Genomic DNA, 25,663 nt, shown 5'->3' with positions numbered 1-25,663 from the left:
AATATATTTTCAATAAACACCTTAAAAAATATGAATCGTTTTTTTAAAAAAACCATTTTAATAACCAAGACTAGAAATTATTTTACAGTACTCTCAGCTGCCATCTAAAGAAAAAACAATTTCACAAATCCTTAAATTACACCGTACCAGTTATCTTCACTGATACAACACATCTCAAATTACTTTTTACAGTTGCACGGTTTTTTGGCTCTGTTTCCATATCTGAAAATAGCTTTAATTACGTTTTTTCAAAATAAAGCCAAAACATACAAAACAAGGATATTAAAGATTAATCAAATAATTTTACGGCATCATTCGGTTTCTTTTCCATGTAGATAGGTATTATTCCATCCTCTTATATAATTATTTGATTTATCCGCATAAAAAATGCCGTCTTTATCAGACGGCATTTTTATCAAAAGTTAGTTATCCAGTTCTTCCAACATCGTTTTTGCTCTTGCAAGAATATCACCACTCGATTCTTCCAATAGCTCCAACAAGGTTTCTCTAGCTGCTTCAGGATCACCAATTTCCATATACATTTGCGCTAATTCGTATTTAGCTTCCAAGGGAGCTGTCATACCTACGGATTCAGAAATAAATCCACTTCCGGCGCGAGTATCTTCATCAGTTACGCTGATACTGCTTTCCCATTCAATGGTTTCGCTATCATCTGCATTCGCAATCACTTCAGCATTAGCAAAATTCTCACTGTCTTGGAATGCAATACCATCGTCTTGCATCTTAACATCAAACCATTCAGAATCGCTTGATGTTACTACAGAATCACCTACTGTCGTCTGTTGATCTGTTGGAGATTCTTCAGCATCTGCAGCTACTGGAAACTCTTCCGCACGTTCAGCTTCTGTAGGAACATGAAGTTTATCTTTTACTGTTGATACCTCATCCCCTTTGGTACTGGCAGTAAATTCTAACGGCTCCAAGTTAGAAAGAGATTGTACTTCTTCCTGTTCATCTACTCGAATATCCTGTGATTCAACTGCAGAAGAAATTACATGCTTTTCTTCCGATACATCGTTTACTTCAACCGTTTCAACCTGTAATTGATCAACTCTGGCCTGTACTTCTTGAGGATGGACATCCAGCTCAATATGCCCAATTTCTTCCTGCTGTATTTTCTCAACAGTTCCTTCGTTCTCAAAAGAATCTACTTCAATATCAATTATGTTATCTACCTGCTCCGGAACTTCTTCTTTAACAGCCTGCAGTTCCACAGCAACATGCTGATATGTATTTTCAGGTTCAGGTTCATATACACTTTCTGTGGACTCAATTTTGTCCCAGTCAGCATATTTACGTTGCTCGGTTTCTTCATCTTGAGTCAACGCACCGGATACAATTCCCCCTTGTTGGCGATCAATTGAACCTAAATCTAAATTGATATTCTCTTCAGTCTCTTCAACGGGTACATCTTTTGCTTCAGTAAAGAAAATTTCATCGTCGAAATCATCTTCTACGCTTAATTCATCAGTCCCTGCGCTACCTTTCTTGGGCATCAACCCTGCTCGGGCCGCTGCCAAACTTGCAGCTGCTTTTTCACGACCCAAAGGCTCAGTATGACTCGGATATACTACGGACTGGTGTGTACGAATCTGCGATATATCTGATGGCTGTTCATCAAATAACCGCTCATCTTCCTGAATGTCATCACTATATTCTTCATCAACAGCTTTTCTCTTGCCGGCTTTTTTCAATAACAGCAATAAAGCAATTAAACCCAAACCGCCAAATAGTAACCAACGCCACCAACCACCGGACTCTGTTTCACTTTCTGTATCCGCCTTCGGAGCTTCAACAACAGATGCCGGCAAATCAGATGCTACCGGAACTTCTACTTCTGAGGCTGGCACAGGTGCAACCTTAGCAGCTTCTGTTTCTTTAACTTCTGAGGCCGAAACTGGAATTTCAACCAATCCGGTTCCCGCCGGAGCAGATGCAGTAGGCGTAGAAATAGATGGCTTTTCAACAGGGGCCTGGGATGTAGGAGCAGAGGCTGCACCAGGAGTAGCTGCAGGCTCTTGTATAGCAACTTGAGCCCCCTCTTTTGCAAACCGCCTTAATTCTGCCGCAGAAGGAATATTGAGAATAGCACCTGCAACAATCTGGTTTGCATTTCGATTTTTAAATGATTCAGGGTTAGCTAAGACCAATGCTTGAACTGTTTGACTTACCGTTAAACCGCTCGGACGAATTCTACTGGCAATAGCAGTAAGAGTTTCGCCCCTGCGAACTGTATATTCGCCTTTCAATTGGGGTTCAGATCTGCTATCTGCTACTGTTTTTTCATTTGACGCTACAGCTTCCAATCCCTTATCGGTATTGGTTTTATCAACAGAATCAGTTTTTTGTTGTGTTTGCTTAGATTGTTTTTGCTCCTGAAATTTTTTCGTTTTGAATCTTCCTGTTTCAGAAATAAGCTCAGATTTTTCTGTATCAGGCACTGTCGAAAAAATACGATCACGGACATTTTGCTGTTCTTCAACAACAGAAATACGCTGTGTATTTTCCAGAGAATAATCAGGGGGATCTATAATAGCTGTATATTGACGCGACTGAGTACCGACATTGATTTGAAATACCAATACCGGATCTTGTACAGGGCTATTAGAACGGATGTTGATGATGGCATTGTCGCCAGATTTTCTAACACTGGTACGTAAGCTACCATCTGAGAGGGAAGCTGCTCCCCCGTTCAATAAAATCCTGGCCTCTTCTCCTGTTACCGTTACCGTACCGACAAACGGTTCGCCAAGATTCGATTGCACATTCAAACCGCCTAACCCTGCAACAGCAGAAAATGACGTTATCAAAGCCACTGACGCAGCAATCAGTTTGATTCTATGATTATTTTTCAAATTTTATCCCCTGTTCAAATTCGCAGTTTGGCTGCCTTACACTATATAGACAACATGATATATTCTAACCGCCTACTCTGCCAAGCAAATTTGCTAATTTATGTAAATATTAAACCAGAAAATGCAACTTTATAACCACTCTACGTTTTTTTTCGGGAAAAATCTGACAATCGGCTCTTTTTCAAGACAGTCTGAAACCTTTATAAAACAATCCCATCATAGCTGGCTACTACCGCATGCAAGATTGCTAATGTTTTTATTTCAATATTCCCAAATGACATTTAAAATAGCTATTCAAGTTACTTACTATTCACATCGCTCTCCAAATTAATAGCTAAGTAATTAATTTCATTATTCCCATTGCACAAAAATAAGATGCTACAGCCGTATAATTATGCCTTAATATCCTAATTCAGAAAAAAATCTTATTAACCATGATTATTAGTTGATTACTTATTTCAATTTTAATCATAGTATAATCGCATAATTAAGATTATTCCATTTGCAAAATTACCATATCGCACTTTTCCCGAAGTTAATTACATATCTACTTTTTAATAGTTGATAACTTGATTTGCGAAAGTAACCATATTGATAAAAAAATCCTCCAAATATCCTAAAGGATGATTTAGAGGATTAATTTACAAACCTAACTGTTCTACATATATTAACGATGATCCACCAAGCGGTAGTAGGTTTCTCCATCCTGGATATAACCTAAATCCACCCGTGCGATTTCGGCAATGGCATCTTGGCCTTCCGCCAAATCGTTTACTTCTGCCGTAAGGGCATTGTTACGCAAAGTCAGTGCCTGATTTTTTTCTTCCTGCGCGGCAACTTGGTCTTGCAGGCGCCACATGTCGCGCCAGCCGCCTTTGGAAAGCCAAAGGCTGTATTGGAACCATGTCAGTGCGGCGATTAAAACCAGGGTAACCCACTTCATAATATAGATACCTTTAATTATTTGCCCAGTTGGTAGAAGGCGGCTTTGCCGGGATAGTAGGCGGCTTCGGCCAATTCTTCTTCGATACGCAGCAGCTGGTTGTATTTGGCCATGCGGTCGGAACGGCTTAACGAACCGGTTTTGATCTGCATGCAGTTGGTGGCAACGGCCAAATCAGCGATGGTGCTGTCTTCGGTTTCGCCCGAGCGGTGGCTCATTACGCTGGTGTAGCGGTTGCGTTTGGCCAGCTCGACGGCTTTGAGGGTTTCGCTCAGGGTGCCGATTTGGTTGACTTTTACCAAGAGGGCGTTGGCGATGCCTTGTTCGATGCCGTCGGCCAAAATTTTTGGGTTGGTAACGAATAAGTCGTCGCCGACCAATTGTACTTTTTTGCCTAGTTTTTCGGTTAGGTACTTCCAGCCTGTCCAGTCGTTTTCGTCCATGCCGTCTTCGATGGAAACGATGGGGTAGGTATCGACCAGTTTGGCCAAGTAGTCGGCAAACTCTTCGCTGCTCAAGGCCAAGCCTTCTGCGCTCAGGTGGTATTTGCCGTCTTTGTAGAATTCGCTCGAAGCGCAGTCTAAGGCAAACAATACGTCTTCGCCGGGGGTGTAGCCGGCGGCTTTTACGGCTTCCTGCATCAGTTGCAGGGCTTCTTCGTGGCTGTTTAAGTTGGGCGCGAACCCGCCTTCGTCACCTACGGTGGTGGGGAAGTCTTTGTCGTCGCACAGTTTTTTCAGGGCGTGGAAAATTTCGGCACCGCAGCGCAGGGCTTCGCGGAAGCTTTTTGCGCCTACGGGCATGATCATAAATTCTTGAATATCCAAGCTGTTGTTGGCATGGGCGCCGCCGTTGATCACGTTCATCATCGGTACGGGCATGGCCATCGGGCCGGCACCGCCCAAGTAGCGGTAGAGCGGCAGGCCGGCATCTTCGGCGGCGGCGCGGGCAACGGCCATGGATACGGCCAAAGTGGCGTTGGCACCCAAACGGCCTTTGTTTTCGGTGCCGTCCAGTTCAATCATCACTTGGTCGATGTAGCTTTGCTCGGATGCGTCCAAGCCAATCAGGGCTTGAGCGATTTCGTTGTTGACATGTTCTACGGCTTGCAGCACACCTTTGCCCAAATAACGGGTTTTGTCGCCGTCGCGCAGTTCCAACGCTTCTTTTTGGCCGGTGGATGCGCCGGAGGGTACGGCGGCACGCCCCATTACGCCCGACTCCAGCAATACGTCGCACTCAACGGTGGGATTACCGCGGGAATCCAGAATTTCGCGGGCAAAAATATCAACGATTGTGCTCATGAAAATCTCCTGATTTTGAACAATAAAAATGAAATAGGGTGGTTTCAGACGGCCTTAGACCTTTGTAAAACCTCCGTCTGCATTACATTTCTGTGTTGTGTGCCGCCCGCTTGTTTGACTATCTGTGATGATATGTCTGCACCCGCTGGCTGCTACGCTTTGAACTGCATTTGAGGGTTTTGTATTTGTAAAGGTTTCGGGTTGGCCGAAGGCTGTCGTGAAATAATATTACAGTTGCCGATTATAGCGTTTCAGGCCGTCTGAAACGAGTATTTTGCCGTTAAATCATATAAAACTTGTCGGAAGTCAATGAACCTAAAAGCGGTTTTGATGTAACGGCATGTAATTTCGGCTGAGCTGTTTTGTATAACATGTTGAGGCCGTCTGAAAGCGAACATATTTTCAGACGGCCTGTGTACCATATCAGCGGTGGTAGTTCGGTGCTTCTTTGGTGATTTGCACGTCGTGAACGTGCGACTCGCTCATGCCGGCCGAAGTGATTTCCACAAACTCGGCTTTCTCGTGCATTTCGGCGATGCTGGCGCAGCCCAAATAACCCATGCTCGAGCGCAAGCCGCCCATCAGCTGGTGGATAATCTGCACAATCGGGCCTTTATAGGGCACGCGGCCTTCAATGCCTTCGGGCACATATTTATCGGCGCTGTCTTGTTTGTCTTGGAAATAGCGGTCGCTTGAACCTTGGCTCATGGCACCCAGCGAACCCATACCGCGGTAAGATTTATAAGAACGGCCTTGATACAGTTCGATTTCGCCCGGTGCTTCTTCGGTGCCGGCAAACATGCCGCCGAGCATCACGGTGCTCGCGCCCGCTGCCAATGCTTTGGCAATATCGCCCGAGAAGCGGATGCCGCCGTCTGCAATCAGAGGTACGCCCGTGCCTTTCAGGGCTTCGGATACATTATGGATTGCCGTTAATTGCGGCACGCCCACGCCGGCCACAATGCGGGTGGTGCAAATCGAACCCGGGCCGATACCGACTTTTACCGCGTCCGCACCGGCCGCCACCAGATCGCGTGCAGCCTGTGCCGTGGCAATGTTGCCGCCGATAACTTGAACTTCCGGAAAATGCTGTTTGACCCAACGCACGCGGTCGAGCACGCCTTGGCTGTGACCGTGGGCGGTATCCACCACCAACACATCTACGCCTGCTTCAACCAATGCTTTCACGCGCTCGTCGGTGTCCGCACCCACGCCAACCGCCGCACCTACGCGCAGGCGGCCGTCTGAATCTTTGTTGGCATTGGGAAATTCGGTGGTTTTCAGAATGTCTTTAACCGTAATCAGACCTTTCAGCTCCCACGCTTCGTTCACAACCAATACGCGCTCGACTTTATGGTCGTGCATCACATCGCGCGCATCTTCGATGCTGGTGCCTTCCGGCACGGTAACCAAACGCTCGCGCGGGGTCATGATGGCCGAAACCGGTTGGTCGAGACGTTTTTCAAAACGCAGGTCGCGGTTGGTAACCAAGCCGACCACTTTGCCGTTTTCCACCACCGGCAGGCCCGACATTTTGCGCTTGCGGCGCGACAGCATTTCCACCAAATCGCGAATCGGCATTTCGGGCGGAATGGTTACCGGATCTTTAACAATGCCGCTTTCGTGGCGTTTGACTTTGGCCACGGCGGCGGCTTGGCGTTCTACAGTCATATTTTTATGGATAATGCCGATGCCGCCTTCCTGAGCCATAGAAATGGCCAGCTTGGCTTCGGTAACTGTATCCATGGCAGCAGAAAGAAGGGGAAGATTGATGGTGATGTTGCGGGTGAGGGAGGTTTGGAGTTTGACGTCTCGCGGCAGCACTTGGGAATGTGCGGGAACCAGTAAAACATCGTCAAAAGTATAGGCTTTCTCTACGATACGCATGATGCTCGGGCTTTCAGTTTGTGCAAGATGCACGGCATTGTATCAAATTTGCGGACTGCTTAATAGCAGCCCGCCGCCATTTTATTACCCTCCCGACTTTAAAAAATCGCGATGTGGAAAAACGGCATTTCGTTGTAAGGATGCCGAAACAATCAACGGTTTATTACAAATGTGATTACAATTCATGACAACAGTTTTACAAAACAGTACAATATAGGCCGTCTGAAAACAAAACAGAAAGAATAAGACCATGCACATTACCCGTTTGGCACAATTTGTTTTACTCGGCAGCCTTTTCGCAGCCGGCACCCTTTCTGCAGCAGAGGTATACACTTGGAAAGGCAAAAACGGCAGCACAAGCTATTCCGACGTACCGCAAAACCTTCAACCTTCCCGCGCAGGCACTGTCAACGTGCGCACCCATACCGTTACCCCCTCCGTTTCCACCCAATCTGCTTCAACAGATGGTGATTCTTTAGCAGACAAGCAAAAACAGCTTAACGACCAAATTGCCGAAGAAAACAGAAGAGTTGAAGAACAGAATAAAAAGGTTGAAGAGCAAAACCGCCAATTCAAAGAAGACAACTGCAAAACAGCCCGCCTGAACCGCCAGTTTGCCGAAACAGCACGCAGTGCCAACCGTGATGAACTGATGAAGCGCTACGATGCAGACGTTTCAAAATATTGTAACTAATCTACTTCGATATAAAGGCCGTCTGAAAACGATTTCAGACGGCCTCGTTACTTACCCTACCCGAGCGGTAATCTATGCCGTTGAATATCGGTATTCCTACCGTCAAAACAAACGGCTTCATTAATTTCCCGTATAATTCAAGCCGTCTGAAATACAAATCCGCCGCTTGCTGTGTCCACTCCGTTCGACTTAACCGTTTTTTTGAAAAACCTGCCGAATCTGCCAGGCGTTTACCGCATGCTCGACAAAAGCGGACAGGTTTTGTACGTCGGCAAGGCAGTCAACCTGAAACGGCGGGTGTCGAGCTATTTTCAGAAAAGCGACCATTCTCCGCGCATCACCTTGATGGTAAAACAAGTGCATTCGGTCGAAACCACCGTTACCCGCTCCGAAGCCGAAGCGCTGATTCTGGAAAACAATTTAATCAAAGCCTTATCGCCGAAATACAATATCCTTTTCCGTGACGACAAAAGCTATCCTTATCTGATGTTGAGCGGGCACGAATTCCCGCAGATGGCCTATTACCGCGGCACACTCAAAAAACCCAACCAATATTTCGGCCCTTATCCAAACGGTTACGCCGTGCGCGACAGCATTCAGATTCTGCAAAAAGTATTCCGCCTGCGCACTTGTGAAGACAGCGTGTTCGAACACCGCGACCGTGCCTGCCTGCTGTATCAAATCAAACGCTGTTCCGGCCCGTGCGTCGGCCATATCACTTACGAAGACTACCAAGCCAGCGTACGCGAAGCTGTTACCTTTCTCAACGGCAAAACCGGCGAACTTACCCAAACCCTGCACCACAAAATGAATCAGGCCGCCGCCGCACTGCAATTTGAAGAAGCCGCCTGTTACCGCGACCAAATTCAAGCGCTCGGATTAGTGCAAAGCCAGCAGTTTATCGACAGCAAAAATCCCAACAATCCTAACGATATTGACCTGCTGGCGTTGGTGGTGGAACAAGGCAGCGTGTGTATTCATTGGGTCAGCATCCGCGGCGGGCGGCATGTCGGCGACAAAAGTTTCTTTCCCGACGTGCGCAATGATCCCGAACCCAACGGGCAGGATTACGCCGAAGCCTTTGTTGCCCAACATTATTTAGGCAAAAGCAAGCCCGACATCATCATCAGCAACTTCACTTTGCCCGAAGTGCTTCAGACGGCCTTAAACCAAGAACACGGCAAACAAATCCAATTCGTTACCAAAACCATAGGCGAACGCAAAATCTGGCTAAACATGGCAGAGAAAAACGCCAAACTCGCCATTGCCCAACACCGCTTACAGCACAGCAACCAGCAACACCGCATCGAAGAACTGGCACGCGTGTTAAACATAGATTCAGACGGCCTCCAACGCCTCGAATGCTTTGATATCAGTCACACGCAGGGCGAAGCCACCATCGCCTCCTGCGTTGTGTACGACGAGCATAATATCCAACCGAGCCAGTACCGCCGCTACAACATCACCACCGCCAAAGCCGGCGACGACTACGCCGCCATGCGCGAAGTGCTTACCCGCCGTTACGGCAAAATGGTCGAAGCCGAAGCCAACGGCGAAACCGTCAAATGGCCCGATGCCGTCTTAATCGACGGCGGCAAAGGGCAGGTCGGCATGGCCGTAACCGTGTGGGAAGAACTCGGCCTGCACATCCCCATCATCGGCATCGCCAAAGGCCCCGAACGCAAAGCCGGCTTGGAAGAACTGATTTTGCCGTTCACAGGCGAAACCTTCCGTCTGCCGCCCAACAGCTCCGCCTTACACCTACTGCAAACCGTGCGCGACGAATCCCACCGTTTCGCCATTACCGGCCACAGAAAAAAACGCGACAAAGCCCGGGTAAGCTCATCACTCAGCGAAATTCCCGGCGTAGGTGCCAAACGCCGCCAAGCCCTGCTCACCCGCTTCGGCGGCTTGCGCGGCGTAGCAGCCGCCAGCATAGAAGACCTGGCTCAAGTAGAAGGCATTAGTAAAGCCTTGGCCGAAAAAATTTACGAACATCTTCATTAAAGCAAACAGGCTGTCTGAAACATTCAGACGGCCTCGAAACACAGAGCAGCTTCGTTTTAGTAACATAGTCGTGGTTAATATTGGTCTGTTCAGACAACTTTGCCGCATTAAAATCGGAGTGCCTATACCCATTTTGCCGACATTGGACACCATTTCCGCATGAAAAGTAGCATTCATACAGGCGCAAACCCGCCGATAACCAATAAATTCGCTATAATAAACATCTTTTTTCAGACGGCCTTTCTATCTGCATAATCCCACGACCGTCTGAAACATCATCATCTTCGGAAAGCAAGCCCCAACATGCCGTGGAACATACCCATTTTCCTTACCTGGATGCGCGTTTTACTCATTCCGGTATTTACCATACTGTTTTATCTGCCAAACGGATGGCTGGATATGCAAACCATCAACTGGACTGCAGCGATTATTTTTGCCGTGGCAGCCGTTACCGACTGGTTTGACGGCTTTCTCGCCCGCCGTTGGAAACAAACTTCCGACTTCGGTGCATTTCTCGACCCCGTTGCCGACAAACTAATGGTAGCCGTTGCCTTACTGCTGCTCGTGAGCTTAGGCCGCACCCATGCCATCTTCGCCATGATTATCATCGGTCGCGAAATCACCATTTCCGCCCTGCGCGAATGGATGGCGCAACTGGGCAAACGCAACAGTGTCGCCGTTGCCACCATCGGCAAATTCAAAACAGCAGCACAAATGACTGCCATTTTACTGCTGCTCATCGGCCTGCAAGATTTTCACGGCTTCAACCTGCTTACCACAGGTAACATATTGATGTGTATTGCATCCGTATTAACCATCTGGTCAATGTTCTATTACTTGAAAATGGCATGGAAAGAATTTAAGCATTAAAATCCAATAAAATACTTGACAGCAAATTTCCAGACAATATAATAGCTTTCTCTTTTGCCGAAGCCTATGAGCAGAAGCAAAATCCAAGCGGGAATAGCTCAGTTGGTAGAGCGCAACCTTGCCAAGGTTGAGGTCGCGAGTTCGAGACTCGTTTCCCGCTCCAAAGTTCACTCAAATGTAATTCAAATGCGGGAATAGCTCAGTTGGTAGAGCGCAACCTTGCCAAGGTTGAGGTCGCGAGTTCGAGACTCGTTTCCCGCTCCAACAACTTACATTTGAACCTAAGCGGGAATAGCTCAGTTGGTAGAGCGCAACCTTGCCAAGGTTGAGGTCGCGAGTTCGAGACTCGTTTCCCGCTCCAAAATATCAGGCCGTTTACAACCACTTAAACGGCTTGTAAAGTTTCAGGCGGAATGGCAGAGTGGTTATGCAGCGGCCTGCAAAGCCGTGTACGCCGGTTCGATTCCGACTTCCGCCTCCAAATTAAATCTTCATGGCGGGGTGGCAGAGTGTTTATGCGATAAGGGGTGCAACCCTTATACAGGCCGGTTAAAATCCGCGCCCCCGCCTCCAAGTTATCTGTCTTTAATTTCACCACGAAATAAAAGACAAAGCCCGGGTGGTGAAATAGGTAGACACAACGGACTTAAAATCCGTCGACCCTAAACAGGTCGTGCCGGTTCGATTCCGGCTCCGGGCACCATAATCATGATAATTTTCCTAAGAAAATTATCACTTCATATCCAATAATCTTACTTAGACGCTAACCACAACAGCTAAAGTTACTGTGCCAAATTTGTGTCGTCATTCTCCGAATACTTAACCAAATCAGACAGTATCAGAGCATGTGGCTGCAAATGTTCCAATGATAAGTGAGCATAGCATTGCACTATGGATAGTGTTTTCCCTCCACCCATCTCTTATAACACCCTCAAAAGCACTCTGCATTGCACCAACCAACTGGTTCAAGTATGTCTCAAGTTGTGCTAAGTGAAATCTGTTATGCTGACCAACTCAAGACTTTTTTCCACTACCTACTATCTATACCAACAATAGCTATACCAACAATAGGATTTCCTCTTTAAAACTTCAATTGCAGCATCATCTAAAATTTAATTTAGTTAAAAGTGCTTTCACACACCAAAATCCGCATTTTTAGACAGCCTTTAGTCTATAAAAAACACTAGAGAAAGAAAAAAATGCAAAGACTCTGCTAGTTAAACATTTCTAGCCGGGATAAAGGAATAAAGCTAAAGTGCAAGAAAATTATCGAACGATTCCACATCTACCCACAGACCACTTCCCTTCTAGACCGACATATCTCATCTTACCGTCCATTCATGGCCGAAATAGGCTTGGTAATAACTGGATTTTACATTTTTGATGTATGGTATGCGTACTGTGCCATACCACCCTTCATGCCCCATTTTTCCCAATCTGACATATTTTTTGATCTCATGACTCAATTAAGCTTGTTCGTATAACAGCAGCTAGCGCAATTAGCTAAAGCACTGCTCGAGTCGGGCATACTGTCTTCATTGCTGCTTGAGCATAATTTCAAACAGTCTCTATGATCCTTCGACGTTTTGTGAAATTTCATATGAAGAATATCAAAATAGCGTTTTTATAGACGTTGCAAACCAAAGAAAAATGCGAACAGATACAGATAACCAATATTGCCTACTGACGGGAATTCAATCATCTGCATGGTTCGATGCAAGAGCTTTACAGGGAAAAAGGCGGGCAAGATGAAGTGTTTAACTGTCGAACGGTGAGACTGGAGCTAGAGGGCTCGGAACGGTTGAAACAGGCATTAGAAAACGATGAATTAGAATATATATCGAGCTTTTTTTCGATATAGAGGAAACCAAGAAATTTATTGTGGCAACCCGCGATGCCATAGCAAACAGCTTGACCGTCTTTTATGACAATTGGTGGAGTTGTTAAACCATGTTTCAGACGGCCTGTTAAGGCCGTCTGAAAAGAAAGAAAATTGCTATGGAATACCATTTTCAATATGGATTGCAGGTACACGCGAGATGGTTATTTTCTTAGATGAAGGAACACTCTAAGAAGGCATGTGAACGGATGACAATAGAGATAAGGTTTACAGGAATTTAGCGGTTAAACTCGACATAACCCGCTATTTGCGACCAATGCAGCATCTACCCTACCCTGCAAGAAATTGATGTCCAATTCGGGCATGTTCAGATAACCGCTTATATCGTAAAGTAAGAGTGCAGCCAAAAGTTACAAAATACGCAATGCATTTATCGAGGTTTATTACATGATATGAATGCACAATGGTAGTGCGATGGGACGATGATTGACTTGGGCGTTTATCTAAATATTCTAGGCCAGATTCATTCCAACCCTGCGGCATGGTTTGAAAAAAAGATAGCAGCTAGAGGGCTTAAAAGCGTTGAAGAAAATGGCTTAAAAGCGTTGAAGAAAATAAAGAGGTGTAATAATGGTTAAAGTAAACAATGTTACTCAATATTCTCGTCCAAATATCCAGACTGAACCCCAAAAAATGCGGGAAGTATTCATAGGAATGTGGCACGATATGGATGGTTTGAGTGATGGTTTAAGCGTTGACGACTGCATGGAAATTTTTGCTTCAGCTTTAAAAAGCAGTTCAGATTTCACTCACGATTTACTGGCTTAAACATGTACGAATTACGATGTAAGCACTCGGACTAAACAGTCAGCGTGAAACGTATGACAAGTTGTTTTTAGACTGTCTAAAAGAAGATATTCCTGTCGATACAAGACTTAACACAGTAACCTTAACTAATCTGTTGATGCTGGATAATGTGGCTAATGTGGAGGCTAATATTAGCAATAGTTGCATAAGAGCAACATATTTTATAGATTCAGATGAAAATTTATCTATTACTCAGACCGTAATGATAAAAAAATCAATTAAAAATTGAAGAGTTATAAGGAAACTTACCCCAATGCTTGGTGGACAATCGACCAATTAATTTATCATTTTTAATGTAGTGGGCCATCTGAAAAAGATGGTTTCAGATGACCCAAATATAACAAACGGGAAATTCTGTTGTCAAAAATCCAACCTGCTGCAGCTCTGTTCCTAGCTCCGTACCTTCGCCTAAACATTCCCACGCCCTCAAGCCAGATTTGGCTATACCGATCGCTCCAGCACCTACGTCAACGTACAACCAGCAAGCCCAAACCCAACTTAGTCCTCCCTTCACATTATTAATTAGGTTGTTTATTGCTGAAAAGTAGTAAAAAAATCTATCTTAATGATAGAAATTATCAATACTAATTTTAAATTAAGTTACTTTACAATCTTTTCATCTGCAAAGAGCCATTCTCTCCTCCCAAATATGGTAGCAGTACGTTAAACAGCTAAACATCTCACCACCCATAGAACAGCTTCGCTTATTCACTGTTTGAAATGGCATCTGGCAGAAAGATACCGGCACTGCTCTATTTCTTGAAATAGAAGAATTTAACATTTCAAGAAAAGGAAAATTCAGGACAGTAGATTTCTCTCTATAGTAAGCAAAAGATTTACTAGTTGAGTATTGCAGATATTTGACAATGGTGTTGCAGGAAAGATTAAGTTGTTTAGCAGCTTCGCGTTATGAGGATTTCTATCAGTAAAACAGTTGATGTATTCTGACTATGACTTCTACACATAGCATTCATGTTGAATCCTGCAATACGGTAAAAAACATGGGAAATGACTCCACCTTTACAACCTTTAACAATTTAGCTCATATTTTTAAAAACAACTCTTGATTATATCGTATGAGAAATTTAATTCCATTTAGGAATTGACTTACGTCAAATTAATAATTAAAATGATAATGATTATTATTTATATGAAAGTAAATATTAAGGATTTCAAATTTATAACTTACAAGCTGAGGAGCTAAGTCAGAAAATGAATCAGGAAATATTTGATTTATTAGGTGTAGGTGTGGGACCTTTTAATCTTGGGCTTGCGTGTTTAGCTCACTCCATCCCAATTAAAACTATATTTTTTGATAAGGCAGATGATTTCCAATGGCATCCAGGATTGATGATTTCAGATGCGACTTTACAGATTCCTTTTATTGCAGATTTAGTTTCCTTTGCAGATCCAACTAATCCATTCAGTTTTCTAAATTACTTAAAAGATACAAGTAGATTATATCAATTTTACATCAGAGAAAGTATGTATATACTTCGCTCTGAATACAACCAATATTGTCAATGGGCAGTTTCCCAGCTGAGTAATCTTTATTTCAAACATGAAGTAGTAGATATTGAATATTCACCTAAAGAAAAAATATATCAGGTAACTGTCCTAAATAAGCAAACGAATAAAATACATCATTACTTTGCAAAAAATATAGTTCTTGGCACAGGTACTTCCCCATCTATTCCCTATTTCTGTGAAAATCTGCCATCTGAAAAAATCTGCCATTCAGCAGAATATCTGAAATTCAAAGCACAATATCAAAAATCAAAAAGTATTACTATCATCGGCAGCGGCCAAAGTGCAGCTGAAATATTTTATGATTTACTAAAAGACATTGATAGCCACAAATATAGTTTGAATTGGTTTACTCGTTCGCCAAGATTCTATCCTCTAGAATATAGCAAATTAACTCTAGAATTAACTTCCCCAGACTAACTATATGGACTATTTTTTTCATCTACCTCCAGAAAAACGTGATTCATTAATTGACAGCCAAAAAAATCTATACAAAGGTATTAATCTAGGATTGATTAACCAAATATATGACTTGATGTATATAAAGAGTCAAGATCCTAATAATAAAATACGCCTAATGTCCAATATGGAACTGCGTTCTGTCATCCAAAGCAATAATTCACTCAAATTAGATTTACACCACATTGAAAAAGATACTTCTCTTACTACTCAATCCGAAAAAGTCATTCTTGCAACAGGATATTCTTACATAGTACCTAAGTGTATTAAATCATTATCAAACTTAATCAAACTAGATTATAAAGGAAGACCTGATGTATCTTTAAATTATTGTATTTCTAAAGAAAATAATATATTTGTTCAAAATGTCGGATTGTATACCCATGGATTAGTCACGCCTGATTTAGGCATGGCATGTTACAGAAATACTGTGATCTTAAAAGAAATAACTGGAAATATCTATTATCCTTTAGAGAAAAAGATTGCCTTTCAGGAATTTCCTATTCAATAAGTATTAGCTAAGTGAGTAATACGAATAAAACAGTTAATTTTATTTATGCCATGATTATTTATAGCTGCTATGGCCGATACTGCTTTATTGCACTACTACCCGATATTATTTTCTCAATATTTAATTTACGAATGACTATTCTTAAGATAACTGGCATTTATATAGCAGCCATGTGTGTTACTGTTATGGTTGTTTTACCTTTGCAAGGGAAACTAAAGTAAAAAACACACTTACTAAAATTATTTTTTACGATCTAAAACATAATAACTGAAAGAATAATTAAGTAAAAATACATGTATATTAAAATTATACAAAATTTATAATTAATAACAACATACTATAGTTTAAGAATTTTAGTCACATTTTATGGATTAAGAAGCTATATTGTAATTTTAATAATTATTTTTCTTACTGTTCATGGTTATAAAAATATTTTTTCATTCAATGGAATGGGTTCGATGCTAATTGGTACAACATATTCTACTTTTTCACAGAAAGATTTAGGCACATTTACGCTTGTACCTCTAGATATAGAAGTAGATAGAGATTTAATCATCAATTGGGTCAAAAGTGAGCATGCTAAATTCTGGTGCATGAGAGAAATGGATAACAAAGAAATTTTTGAATTCTATAAGAAAATGCAAGAAAGTTCTCATTCAACTGCCTATATGGGAAGATTAAATAGTGAACCTATTTTTCTACTTGAAGTATATGATCCAAAATTTGATGAGATAAATAAACATTATGAAGTTAAGGATGGTGATATTGGTATGCATTTTCTAATAGCCCCTAAGCAATCATCACCAATACATGGATTATCTCAATCTATTTTACAAATAATTATAAAATTTATTTTTTCTAATAGTTCAGCTTCTAGGGTTATTGTTGAACCTGATGTAAACAATAAAAAAATTCATGTTTTAAATAAAAAAATAGGATTTATTTATCAATATCCAATTACTTTATCATACAAGATTGGATATTTAGCCTTCCTGGAAAAGGAAGATTTTAAATTTAAATATTAAAGGATTTCATCAATCCGGAGAAATATTATGCATCATCTAAAAAGTAAATTAGAAAGGTATAAGCAAGCAATCGATCATATCCAAACAGATCATTGGCAAACAGCCAACAGACATTTAGTATGCAAAATTTTAGCTGAATTTTCTCATGAAAAAATTATCTTTCCTAAACAAATTGAACCAGGCAAGTATAGTCTATATATCAATGATGATTGCTTTTACACTTTTTCTGCTAAATCATATTGGCTAGATTATTTAGATATTAATCCAGATTCAATAAGTAAAACATTAAAGGGTGAGCTACAATTGCCTGATGCCCTTCAATTAATCTTAGAATTACGGCAACTTTTAGAAATTAGCGATGATTTGCTACCAATTTATTTAGATGAAATTACTGCAACTTTGAGTAGTAAAGCATTTAAATTATCTATTCCCCGACCAACGGCAAAGGAGCTTGCTCATGCAGATTTTCAAACAGTAGAAATATCAATGGATGAGGGCCACCCTGTTTTTATTGCAAATAATGGACGAATAGGCTTTGACTCATGCGATTATTTGGAATACGCTCCAGAATGCGGAATGCGGCAATCCCTAATATGGATTGCTGTTCATAAAGATAAAACTGTTTTCTCATGTATATCAAATATGACTTACGAAAGGTTAATTGCACATGAACTAGCACAAAATTTAATTGATGAATTTAATGAAACTCTAAAGAAGAACACACAGAGCCCACAAAACTATTATTGGATGCCTGTTCATGAATGGCAATGGCGTGAAAAAATAACTACCCGTTTTTCTCATGAAATAGCTGTTAAAAATATTATTTTTCTTGGTATAGGATATGATAAATATATTGCTCAACAGTCTATTCGCACACTTTTTAATGAGAGTGATTCCAATAAATATTACGTCAAAACTGCGTTATCCATTTTAAATATGGGGTTTATGCGAGGATTATCTCCTTATTTTATGAGTGCTACTCCACAGATAAACGAATGGGTTGAAAATTTATTAGATAAAGATCCATTTTTTAGTGAAAAAGGGTTCCATATATTAAGAGAAGTTGCTGCAATCGGTTTCAAAGACGTAAATATTGAAAATGCAATCAAAGCAGATACACCATATAAAAAAATGCTGTCTGCTTTATGGAGAGAAAGCCCCTTACCAAAGATAAATTCAGATCAAAAACTCCTATCTATGACTTCCTTACTACATATTGATCGTAATGGAAATTCTGTTATTGGGGAGTTAATTAAAAGCTCAGGAATGTCAGCTAAAGAATGGGTCAAATCATATCTTGATATATATTTAATTCCTTTAATCCATTGTTTTTACAAATATGATTTAGTTTTTATGCCTCATGGCGAAAATTTAATTTTAGTGTTGAATCAACAGAATCAACCTGTTTCTATTTTTATGAAAGATATTGGTGAAGAAGTTGGACTTTTAAATAGTCCCATGAAAGTACCTGAATTAATTTCGAGAATCTCTGTAAAAATAGAAGATGATATGAAGATAAATTACATATTTCTAGATATTTTTGACTGTTTTTTTAGATTTTTGGTACCGATTTTGGATAGAAATACAGATTTTAAGGAATATGATTTTTGGTTATTAGTTAGTGGTATGATAAAAGAATATCAAAATAAGTTTCCAGAACAAGCAGAAAAGTATAAATACTTTAATCTTTTTAAACCTGAATTTATAAGAACTTGTCTGAATAGATTGCAACTAAATAACAATAAGCAAATGATTGATCTAGATGACCGTGAAAAAAATTTAAAATTTGCTGGCATGTTGGAAAATCCATTAAATAAATTTTTATACAAGGAATAATGTTATGTCTACCTTCAAAAAAAAACCTTTGGTATCAATATTTAAATGGATTTTTTCAACTAATCTACTAATCAGTTCTTCTTTAGTAATAGGCAATGAAATTAATCATTCTGAAAAAGAGCCTATTAATTTGGGTACTGTTCATGTGACTGGGAACAGTAAATCACCTACGATCACTGAAGATACTGACAGCTATACCACATCTATCACTTATTCAACTACGGGAATTCCTAAAGAACTGAAAGACACTCTTCAATCTATTAGTGTCATTACACATAAGCGATTACAAGATCAACCTGATACTAATCGTGTAATTGATGTCGTAAATAATGCTACTGGTCTACACCTACAACAAAATGAAAGTGATCGTTACAGTTTGAGTTCACGTGGTTTGGGAATAGACAGTGTTTCTTACGATGGAGTAACCACTTATTATGATACTCGATTCAACTATGGCGATAACCACATGGATACTGCATTATATGATCGTGTGGAAATAGTTCGTGGAGCAACAGGTTTCATGACAGGGCCAGGTAATCCTTCAGCTTCCATTAATCTGGTACGAAAACGGCCTACCAAAGATTTCCAGGGTAGTGTAGCTGCAAGTGTCGGTTCATGGAACAGTTATCGAACTGAAGCAGATGTTTCGGGCAGTCTTAATCAAAGTGGTTCTGTACGTGGGCGATTGGTGGGGGTCTATCACACCCGTGATTCTTTTCTAAATCGCTACAATAATCAACGGCATGTTTTATTTGGTGTATTGGAAGCCGATTTAGGAAAACATACTTTACTCAGTGCTGGAGCAAATTATCAGCATAATAATTCCCGTGGAGTAATGTCAGGTGGTCTACCCTTGTTTTATAGCAATGGTGCTTATACTCATTATGATCGTTCTTCCAATACAGCACCTGATTGGGCTACTGACCGTTATAACAGTTTAAGTACTTATTTGACCCTACACCACCGTTTCAAGAATGGTTGGCGTTTAGAAAGTAATTATACCCATAGCAATAATAATCGTGAGTTAAAAAACTCTTATGTGTATGGTTCACCTGATCCAATTAGTAATACTGGTTTAAACCCAGGAACTATCAGTCGAATTAACGGCATTCGTAAGCAAAATACTTTTGATATAAAGGTAAATGGTTTGTATCATTTATTTGGTCGAGAACACACGGCACGGTTTAATTATAATTTCAATCATAATAACTATAACAATGGCTATCGACGCCCTGTAAACGGTACTTTACCTACTGTATGGGGTGATTTTACCCAACCAAATTTCCATGTACCTGAACCACAATGGCAAAATGATATTTTTACTGCATTGCGGGGAACCACAATTCAACATGCTGCTTCAGGTATTACTGAGTTGTCCCTACACGATAGGTTAAATCTTACTTTGGGTGCACGGCTGACTCACTATAAAGTAGCAGACGACAGCTATGGAGTATATTTTAAACCATATAATAACAGTTTTAATGCTTTATCTAAATATATCGGTTTGAACTACAAATTGAACGATCACTATTCTTTATATGGTAGCTATACCGATATTTTCCAACCACAAACTGCCGTAAATGCTTCAGGGAAATATCTTGACCCTGTTATTGGCGGAAATTACGAAATTGGTTTAAAAGGTGGTTTACGTGATGGCCGTCTGAATTTCTCCATAGCTGCTTTTGAAACCCGACGCGATAACGTTGCGCAACCAACAGGAGAACGTTTAGCGAGTGGACAAACAATAAATCGTGCTATTGATGGAGCAAAAACTCGTGGTCTTGATACAGAAATTGTCGGCTCTGTGACAAATAATTGGAATATTCAAGCGGGTTTAACTACTTTTGTTGCTAGAGATGCTTATGGTAATCGCATCAGCAAAGAAACACCAAACCGTATCTTCAAGTTATTTACTACCTACCGGCTACCTAAACCATTACAGCGTATGACCATTGGTGGTGGAGTAAATTGGTATAGTAAGATTGAGCGCACCGTTAACAATCCACAAAAACAACAAACAAAAATAAATACAGACGCATATGCGGTTGCCAACTTAATGGCACGATATGAATTTACTCCACGTGCTTCTCTGAGTATGAATATTAACAACTTATTTGATAAGCATTATTACACCAATTATGGTCAGTTTACGCAGTACCAATATGGAGCACCGCGTAATGTAATGGCTACTTTCCGCTATAAATTCCAATGAATCGACGTGATTTTTTGCTTACAGGCAGCCTTTTAGCAGCAGGTTGTCTGTTTGGTTGCCATTCTTCCAACTCTCACTCAGCACAACTGTTTGAACATCCTGATCCGAGCCGCGCCTTTCCCGTTATCATTCATGGTGCATTAGGAGATACCTTAATTGATCGACCTCCGCGGCGCATCATTACACTAGGAGCAGGAGCAGAAGATATTGTTTTATCACTTGGCATTATGCCTATAGCTATTGAATCTCACCTATGGGGAGGAGATAAAAAAGGCTATTTGCCATGGTTTAAAGAAGCAGCTTTAAAAACAGGATGGATGTTACCTGATACTGTCGCTATGTATCCGGAATTGGATATAGAAAAAATCATTAGTTTGCACCCTGATTTAATATTAGCCCCTCAGTCGGGTATTACACCAGAAATATTCAGGCAATTGTCGAGTTTTGTTCCTGTTGTAGCTTATCCCGAACGCGCATGGCTGACTTCAACGCAAGAACAGTTAGAGATTGCGGGCGCAGCACTAGGGCGACTACCGGAAACACGGTATATATATCAATTAATATTAAAAAAAATGGAAAATTATCGTGCCATTTATCCACAATTACAGCAATATACATTTGCCTACTTGAATGCAGGAAGCCGTATATCAAATTTATCGGCTTATGTTTCTGGAGACCCGCGCGTAGATGTGTTAATTCAACTTGGGCTGAATCTAGCTCCATCGATCCAAAACTTATCTGTTAGACAAGGAAGTTTTGTAGCAGAGGTAGGCTTAGAGAATGCTGATATATTGCATGATGTCGATATTGTAGTTAGTTGGTTTTATAACGAACAGGTACGTGATGAAGTTAAAAATATTCCGCTCTATGCAACCATCCCTGCTGTACATAATGGTGCTTATGTTACATTAACTGACAGTGCACTAGTCATGTCAATGTCTTATGGAACATCCCTAAGTCTGAATTGGGGTATACCACGCTTCATGCCAATGTTATTGGAAGCTATTGCTCATGTTCCTCCCCGAAAATAGAAGAACCATAATGAAATTGCAGGTATATCCAATTTTTATCTTGACTTTATTAGTGTTACTTTGTATTGCGGCTTTTTTATCCAGCTTAGCTTGGGGCAATAAAATATTAGACTTTACTGATGTGTGGAAATTTGTTAGCTCTCCTAAAACGACTATTTCTCCTGAACAACATCACATTGCCCTGGTTATTAACCATCGTTTTGTCCGAACATTAGCTGTACTATTATGTGGCTCAGCTTTAGGTCTCTCAGGCGCATTAATGCAAGGTCTAACTCGTAACCCACTGGCCGACAGCGGTTTGCTTGGTATTAATACTGGAGCCGCAGCTATGATTGCTTCTGCAGCTTTCTTTCCATTTTTACAAACTAATATTTTCTGGTTGGCTTTATTAGGCTCCTTATTGGTGGCAATTTTGATAAGCATTCTTGGCTTAAGTAAAAAAGATGGTTCAAGCGATTTTATCATTTTGGTGGGTATGGCAATATCAGTATGTCTATACGCTTATGTACAGGCGGTTTCCCAATTAAATCCTCAAGTATTTGATCAATATCGTTTTTGGGTTAGTGGTTCATTTGGCGGTATAAAAGTAAGCCAAATTATTTCTGTGCTGCCTTTTTTCACTGTAGGCGTAGTATTGGCTTTATGCTGCAGTCGGTATGTCAATATGATAGCTTTTGATAAGCAAACGGCGATGTCACTAGGAACAAACATATTACTCATTCAATCTGTCGTCTTATTGGCAACCGCCCTATTGTCTGCCGCTTCTGTTGCATTAGCGGGACCAATAGTTTTTATTGGATTGGGTTCAGTACATATTTCTCGGAAGCTAATAGGCAGTGACTACCGTTTTTTAATACCCGCTGCAATGCTTAATGGAGCAACCTTGCTATGCTTTGCAGATGTTTTAGCTAGAACTGTAGTCAGGCCATCTGAAATCGCTACCGGCATCATAACTGCTCTGTTAGGAGCACCTTTACTTTATGTACTGGTAATATTCAAGAGAGCACAATCATGAATCGCCCAGCTTTGTTACTATCGGTACCATACGCCCGGTTTTATGCTTGGAGTTGTCTGGTTTTACTAGTGTTACTGGTATTTTTCTCTGCAATTTCGGGAAAACAGCAATTTTTGTTATTACAATTACCTGACTTATTACATAACCAGACAGATGCCGTTACAGCTTGGTTGTTTTGGCAGCTATGGTTACCTCGCACAGTAATTGCGGTGGGCGTAGGAGCAGCATTGGCCTTATCTGGTAGTATATTTCAAATATTGACATACAATCCTTTAGGTAGCCCTGACATTATTGGTGTCAATACAGGGGCCGCTGCAGGTGCAGTATTATGTACACTGATTTGGCCCAACAATTTGCCAACTACTGTGGGCGCATTATTTGGTGCTATAACCGTGGTATTCCTAGTAATTACCGCCGGGCGAGAGCGTTTTTCATTCGGTATTCAAATGATCATGGCAGGTATAGCTATAAATGCTGCTGCTGTTGCTATTATCCAGTTTGGCTTAACCGGTGTCCGCCAAGAAGATGCTTTGCAAATGGCTGCATGGCTGAGTGGCAGTTTAGCTCAGCGTAGCTGGCAAGAGGCAATGGTAGTCTGGCTAGTTTTACCCATTTGCTTTTTAGTTTTACTCTCACAGAGAAATGCACTGGATATACTGGCAATCAGTCGCTCAACTGCTTTAGGTGTTGGAGTTACCGTGCCAACAACCTTTGCCTTGTCATTAGCGGCCGCTACCACCTTAGCCGCAGCTGCAGTGGTTGCAGCTGGACCGGTATCCTTTATTGCACTAGTAGCACCACATATTGTCCGAAAAATGTTACGAAGTAATCGATGGTTATGGTTTCAAATCTCCTTGACGGGTGCATTATTGCTGTTGACAGCAGACTTTGTGTCACGTCTATTGCCGTTTTCATCACAACTTCCAGTAGGCGTACTTACAGCTATATCTGGTGGTTTTTACTTGTTAGTATTGCTGATCCATGAATGGTGGAGAAAATGAATATAGCTGCTTACTCCTTACAAACTGTAAATTTTCTCTCACAAATTAATCAATTATTCCCTAGACTCTCAGGCCGTCTGAATGACACGTCTGTTTATACTTTTCGAGTTGGAGTAGGGGAAGATATATACCACATTAAACGACTATATAATCACCTACAACAACGATATCCTGAAGGAGGGAAAGCCTTTTGGTCATGCCGTACATGGGCATTACTTATCTGGCAGCCTATCTATATGGCTGTTTTAAGCGTACAGCTACTGAATAAAGCAATAAGTTTAGAGAAATTCGGTCTCATTGTTGAACAAGCTGACATTGTGGCTTACAGTCTTAGTCCAAGAGCCATTTATAGTGGTAAACAAGCTCATCTGATTCATTTTTCCGGTCAACAAATCAAAAAACTAAGTAGTTATATTTATTCTAGTCTAAGTGAAATCATTCCCTTTAACATCAAATTAGCCAATAAGCTACAAACCGATTGCATAGTCTCTGCCCTACTGTTCCAAAATACACGGTATGCACATTGTAATAAGTTCGAGCTGGATAAATTGATTGCCATATGGCTGTCTGCTACTGGATTACCTGATTGTCAGGGTACTTTTTGTCTGGATGCACCAGGAAAATTTGTCGGCCAAAATTTTGGCTTCAATCGTCAAGCATGTTGTCAAGAATTCCGTTTAGAATCAGGTAAGTTATGTGACGTTTGTCCACGTTTGCCTTTATCTGAACGTATTGAACGTATTACACAAACCGAAAGAATACACTATGCTAAAAGCTGAAGATATTACTTTGTCTTATAAAAAAATATCCATCATTAATCACGTTTCTTTTTCTATACCGGAACAAAAAATCACCGTTTTTATCGGTGCAAATGGCTGTGGTAAATCCACCCTATTGAAAGCCTATGCCCGACAACTTCTTCCTGAGCAAGGAAAAATTATTTTAGACGGAAAAGATATTTATCAAACTTCAGGTAAAAAAACTGCTACACGTCTAGCTATGCTCGCTCAATCCGCAACTGCTCCTGAGAACCTCACAGTAGAACAATTAATTCGATATGGACGTTACCCTCACCGTAATTTTTTTACACAATGGAATGATGAAGATGAATATCAGGTAAACCAAGCCATGCAGCTTACTAAAACACAAGATTATGCTTCTCAATTCTTAGAAAACTTGTCTGGAGGGCAACGTCAACGCGTATGGATAGCTATGGTCTTAGCCCAAAATACCCCTTATATCCTGTTAGATGAACCCACAACTTACTTAGATTTAGCTTATCAGATAGAAATCTTGGACTTACTAAAGAAACTCAATCAGGAGCAAAAAAAGACCATTGTAATGGTACTACATGACTTAAACCTAACTGCCCGATATGCTGATTACATTGTAGCGATTAAAAACAAAACCATCGAATGTTCAGGTAGTCCGGAACAAGTTTTTACTGAAGCTAATATTCAAAGCATATTGGGTCTTAACAACAAAATTATCAATGACCCATATTATGGCACACCCTTATGTATTCCAATAAGTATCCAATAATTATTTTTACCATGACTATAAAATTATATAACAAACAATAGAATCAAATTAAAACTTAAAATCAGTGGTTTGTATAATATAAAATCAAACTTTTATAATTTTTTTAATTTAGTTACTCAAGTTTTTGGGAAAGTTCATTCATAAGATTCTTTCCTTCCATGTTCTATTCCACTTTTTCGCAATCAAAATTAAATCAGCTACTGTAGAGACTAATCT

Annotated in this window: 18 protein-coding genes and 5 tRNA genes; 19 read left to right on the top strand and 4 right to left on the bottom strand. The window is 40.9% G+C overall.

Features of this window, described 5'->3' with window-relative positions:
• Positions 1-422: 422 nt before the first annotated feature.
• The 4 genes from EL216_RS09310 to guaB form a co-directional block, all read right to left on the bottom strand.
• Positions 423-2,876: a FimV/HubP family polar landmark protein gene (locus tag EL216_RS09310; protein WP_085391086.1), complete on the bottom strand. Its 2,454-nt coding sequence runs from the start codon at positions 2,874-2,876 to the stop codon at positions 423-425.
• Positions 2,877-3,543: 667 nt separating this feature from the next.
• Complete coding sequence (gene ftsB / locus EL216_RS09305) at positions 3,544-3,819, bottom strand: cell division protein FtsB (RefSeq protein ID WP_085391087.1); 276 nt, start codon at positions 3,817-3,819, stop codon at positions 3,544-3,546.
• Positions 3,820-3,836: 17 nt separating this feature from the next.
• On the bottom strand, positions 3,837-5,123 hold the full coding sequence (eno, locus tag EL216_RS09300; protein ID WP_085391088.1) for a phosphopyruvate hydratase: 1,287 nt from the start codon (positions 5,121-5,123) through the stop codon (positions 3,837-3,839).
• 423 nt (positions 5,124-5,546) lie between these two features.
• Complete coding sequence (gene guaB, locus EL216_RS09295) at positions 5,547-7,010, bottom strand: IMP dehydrogenase (protein WP_085391089.1); 1,464 nt, start codon at positions 7,008-7,010, stop codon at positions 5,547-5,549.
• Between the two features lie 250 nt (positions 7,011-7,260).
• Between guaB and EL216_RS09290 the strand changes: the two genes are divergently transcribed.
• The 19 genes from EL216_RS09290 (at position 7,261) to EL216_RS09185 (ending at position 25,447) form a co-directional block, all read left to right on the top strand.
• On the top strand, positions 7,261-7,704 hold the full coding sequence (locus EL216_RS09290; RefSeq protein WP_085391090.1) for a DUF4124 domain-containing protein: 444 nt from the start codon (positions 7,261-7,263) through the stop codon (positions 7,702-7,704).
• A gap of 171 nt (positions 7,705-7,875) precedes the next feature.
• A complete protein-coding gene (uvrC, locus tag EL216_RS09285) occupies positions 7,876-9,711 on the top strand; it encodes an excinuclease ABC subunit UvrC (RefSeq protein WP_085391091.1) in 1,836 nt (611 codons plus the stop codon).
• A 303-nt stretch (positions 9,712-10,014) separates the two neighbouring features.
• Complete coding sequence (pgsA, locus tag EL216_RS09280; RefSeq protein ID WP_085391092.1) at positions 10,015-10,581, top strand: CDP-diacylglycerol--glycerol-3-phosphate 3-phosphatidyltransferase; 567 nt, start codon at positions 10,015-10,017, stop codon at positions 10,579-10,581.
• An 87-nt stretch (positions 10,582-10,668) separates the two neighbouring features.
• Positions 10,669-10,744: transfer RNA gene (locus EL216_RS09275), tRNA-Gly, on the top strand.
• Positions 10,745-10,769: 25 nt separating this feature from the next.
• Positions 10,770-10,845, top strand: a tRNA-Gly gene (locus EL216_RS09270).
• Positions 10,846-10,866: 21 nt separating this feature from the next.
• Positions 10,867-10,942 (top strand) — tRNA-Gly (locus tag EL216_RS09265).
• Positions 10,943-10,988: 46 nt separating this feature from the next.
• Positions 10,989-11,062: transfer RNA gene (locus EL216_RS09260), tRNA-Cys, on the top strand.
• Between the two features lie 132 nt (positions 11,063-11,194).
• A tRNA-Leu gene (locus tag EL216_RS09255) sits at positions 11,195-11,284 on the top strand.
• Positions 11,285-13,051: 1,767 nt separating this feature from the next.
• Positions 13,052-13,249 carry a hypothetical protein gene (locus EL216_RS11360; RefSeq protein ID WP_232005240.1) on the top strand — a complete coding sequence of 66 codons (198 nt, stop codon included), beginning with the start codon at positions 13,052-13,054 and terminating at the stop codon, positions 13,247-13,249.
• Positions 13,250-14,500: 1,251 nt separating this feature from the next.
• Positions 14,501-15,235 carry a lysine N(6)-hydroxylase/L-ornithine N(5)-oxygenase family protein gene (locus EL216_RS11185; RefSeq protein ID WP_197720429.1) on the top strand — a complete coding sequence of 245 codons (735 nt, stop codon included), beginning with the start codon at positions 14,501-14,503 and terminating at the stop codon, positions 15,233-15,235.
• Between the two features lie 4 nt (positions 15,236-15,239).
• The gene (locus tag EL216_RS11180) at positions 15,240-15,785 is read left to right on the top strand and encodes a SidA/IucD/PvdA family monooxygenase (RefSeq protein ID WP_197720428.1); all 546 of its coding nucleotides are present in this window, start codon (positions 15,240-15,242) and stop codon (positions 15,783-15,785) included.
• A 458-nt stretch (positions 15,786-16,243) separates the two neighbouring features.
• Complete coding sequence (locus EL216_RS09220; protein ID WP_158087740.1) at positions 16,244-16,810, top strand: GNAT family N-acetyltransferase; 567 nt, start codon at positions 16,244-16,246, stop codon at positions 16,808-16,810.
• Between the two features lie 27 nt (positions 16,811-16,837).
• The gene (locus EL216_RS09215; protein ID WP_085391147.1) at positions 16,838-18,646 is read left to right on the top strand and encodes an IucA/IucC family protein; all 1,809 of its coding nucleotides are present in this window, start codon (positions 16,838-16,840) and stop codon (positions 18,644-18,646) included.
• A 4-nt stretch (positions 18,647-18,650) separates the two neighbouring features.
• Positions 18,651-20,858, top strand: coding sequence for a TonB-dependent siderophore receptor (locus EL216_RS09210; protein WP_085391148.1), 2,208 nt, complete (start codon positions 18,651-18,653; stop codon positions 20,856-20,858).
• Positions 20,855-21,889, top strand: a complete 1,035-nt coding sequence (locus EL216_RS09205) for an ABC transporter substrate-binding protein (RefSeq protein ID WP_085391149.1) — start codon at positions 20,855-20,857, stop codon at positions 21,887-21,889. Before EL216_RS09210 ends, EL216_RS09205 begins: the two co-directional genes overlap by 4 nt.
• Positions 21,890-21,899: 10 nt before the next feature.
• Positions 21,900-22,904: a FecCD family ABC transporter permease gene (locus EL216_RS09200; protein ID WP_158087741.1), complete on the top strand. Its 1,005-nt coding sequence runs from the start codon at positions 21,900-21,902 to the stop codon at positions 22,902-22,904.
• Positions 22,901-23,905, top strand: a complete 1,005-nt coding sequence (locus tag EL216_RS09195) for a FecCD family ABC transporter permease (RefSeq protein ID WP_085391151.1) — start codon at positions 22,901-22,903, stop codon at positions 23,903-23,905. Before EL216_RS09200 ends, EL216_RS09195 begins: the two co-directional genes overlap by 4 nt.
• Positions 23,902-24,684 carry a siderophore ferric iron reductase gene (locus EL216_RS09190; protein ID WP_158087742.1) on the top strand — a complete coding sequence of 261 codons (783 nt, stop codon included), beginning with the start codon at positions 23,902-23,904 and terminating at the stop codon, positions 24,682-24,684. The genes EL216_RS09195 and EL216_RS09190 overlap by 4 nt, the downstream gene beginning before the upstream one ends.
• The gene (locus EL216_RS09185) at positions 24,671-25,447 is read left to right on the top strand and encodes an ABC transporter ATP-binding protein (protein WP_085391153.1); all 777 of its coding nucleotides are present in this window, start codon (positions 24,671-24,673) and stop codon (positions 25,445-25,447) included. The genes EL216_RS09190 and EL216_RS09185 overlap by 14 nt, the downstream gene beginning before the upstream one ends.
• The last annotated feature ends 216 nt before the right edge of the window (positions 25,448-25,663 follow it).

Origin of the sequence: Neisseria animaloris (assembly GCF_900637855.1) — a bacterium.
Lineage (GTDB): Bacteria > Pseudomonadota > Gammaproteobacteria > Burkholderiales > Neisseriaceae > Neisseria > Neisseria animaloris.
The sequence above is the reverse complement of the archived record's forward strand: the minus strand, read 5'-3'. Positions and strand labels throughout refer to the sequence as shown.

Excerpts from the sequence above, each read along its gene's own strand:
- ftsB (WP_085391087.1), bottom strand. The coding sequence starts at position 3,819 with ATGAAGTGGGTTACCCTGGTTTTAATCGCCGCACTGACATGGTTCCAA.
- eno (WP_085391088.1), bottom strand. The coding sequence starts at position 5,123 with ATGAGCACAATCGTTGATATTTTTGCCCGCGAAATTCTGGATTCCCGC.
- guaB (WP_085391089.1), bottom strand. The coding sequence starts at position 7,010 with ATGCGTATCGTAGAGAAAGCCTATACTTTTGACGATGTTTTACTGGTT.
- EL216_RS09290 (WP_085391090.1), top strand. The coding sequence starts at position 7,261 with ATGCACATTACCCGTTTGGCACAATTTGTTTTACTCGGCAGCCTTTTC.
- pgsA (WP_085391092.1), top strand. The coding sequence starts at position 10,015 with ATGCCGTGGAACATACCCATTTTCCTTACCTGGATGCGCGTTTTACTC.
- EL216_RS11360 (WP_232005240.1), top strand. The coding sequence starts at position 13,052 with ATGGTTAAAGTAAACAATGTTACTCAATATTCTCGTCCAAATATCCAG.
- EL216_RS11185 (WP_197720429.1), top strand. The coding sequence starts at position 14,501 with ATGAATCAGGAAATATTTGATTTATTAGGTGTAGGTGTGGGACCTTTT.
- EL216_RS11180 (WP_197720428.1), top strand. The coding sequence starts at position 15,240 with ATGGACTATTTTTTTCATCTACCTCCAGAAAAACGTGATTCATTAATT.
- EL216_RS09220 (WP_158087740.1), top strand. The coding sequence starts at position 16,244 with ATGCTAATTGGTACAACATATTCTACTTTTTCACAGAAAGATTTAGGC.
- EL216_RS09215 (WP_085391147.1), top strand. The coding sequence starts at position 16,838 with ATGCATCATCTAAAAAGTAAATTAGAAAGGTATAAGCAAGCAATCGAT.
- EL216_RS09210 (WP_085391148.1), top strand. The coding sequence starts at position 18,651 with ATGTCTACCTTCAAAAAAAAACCTTTGGTATCAATATTTAAATGGATT.
- EL216_RS09205 (WP_085391149.1), top strand. The coding sequence starts at position 20,855 with ATGAATCGACGTGATTTTTTGCTTACAGGCAGCCTTTTAGCAGCAGGT.
- EL216_RS09200 (WP_158087741.1), top strand. The coding sequence starts at position 21,900 with ATGAAATTGCAGGTATATCCAATTTTTATCTTGACTTTATTAGTGTTA.
- EL216_RS09195 (WP_085391151.1), top strand. The coding sequence starts at position 22,901 with ATGAATCGCCCAGCTTTGTTACTATCGGTACCATACGCCCGGTTTTAT.
- EL216_RS09190 (WP_158087742.1), top strand. The coding sequence starts at position 23,902 with ATGAATATAGCTGCTTACTCCTTACAAACTGTAAATTTTCTCTCACAA.
- EL216_RS09185 (WP_085391153.1), top strand. The coding sequence starts at position 24,671 with ATGCTAAAAGCTGAAGATATTACTTTGTCTTATAAAAAAATATCCATC.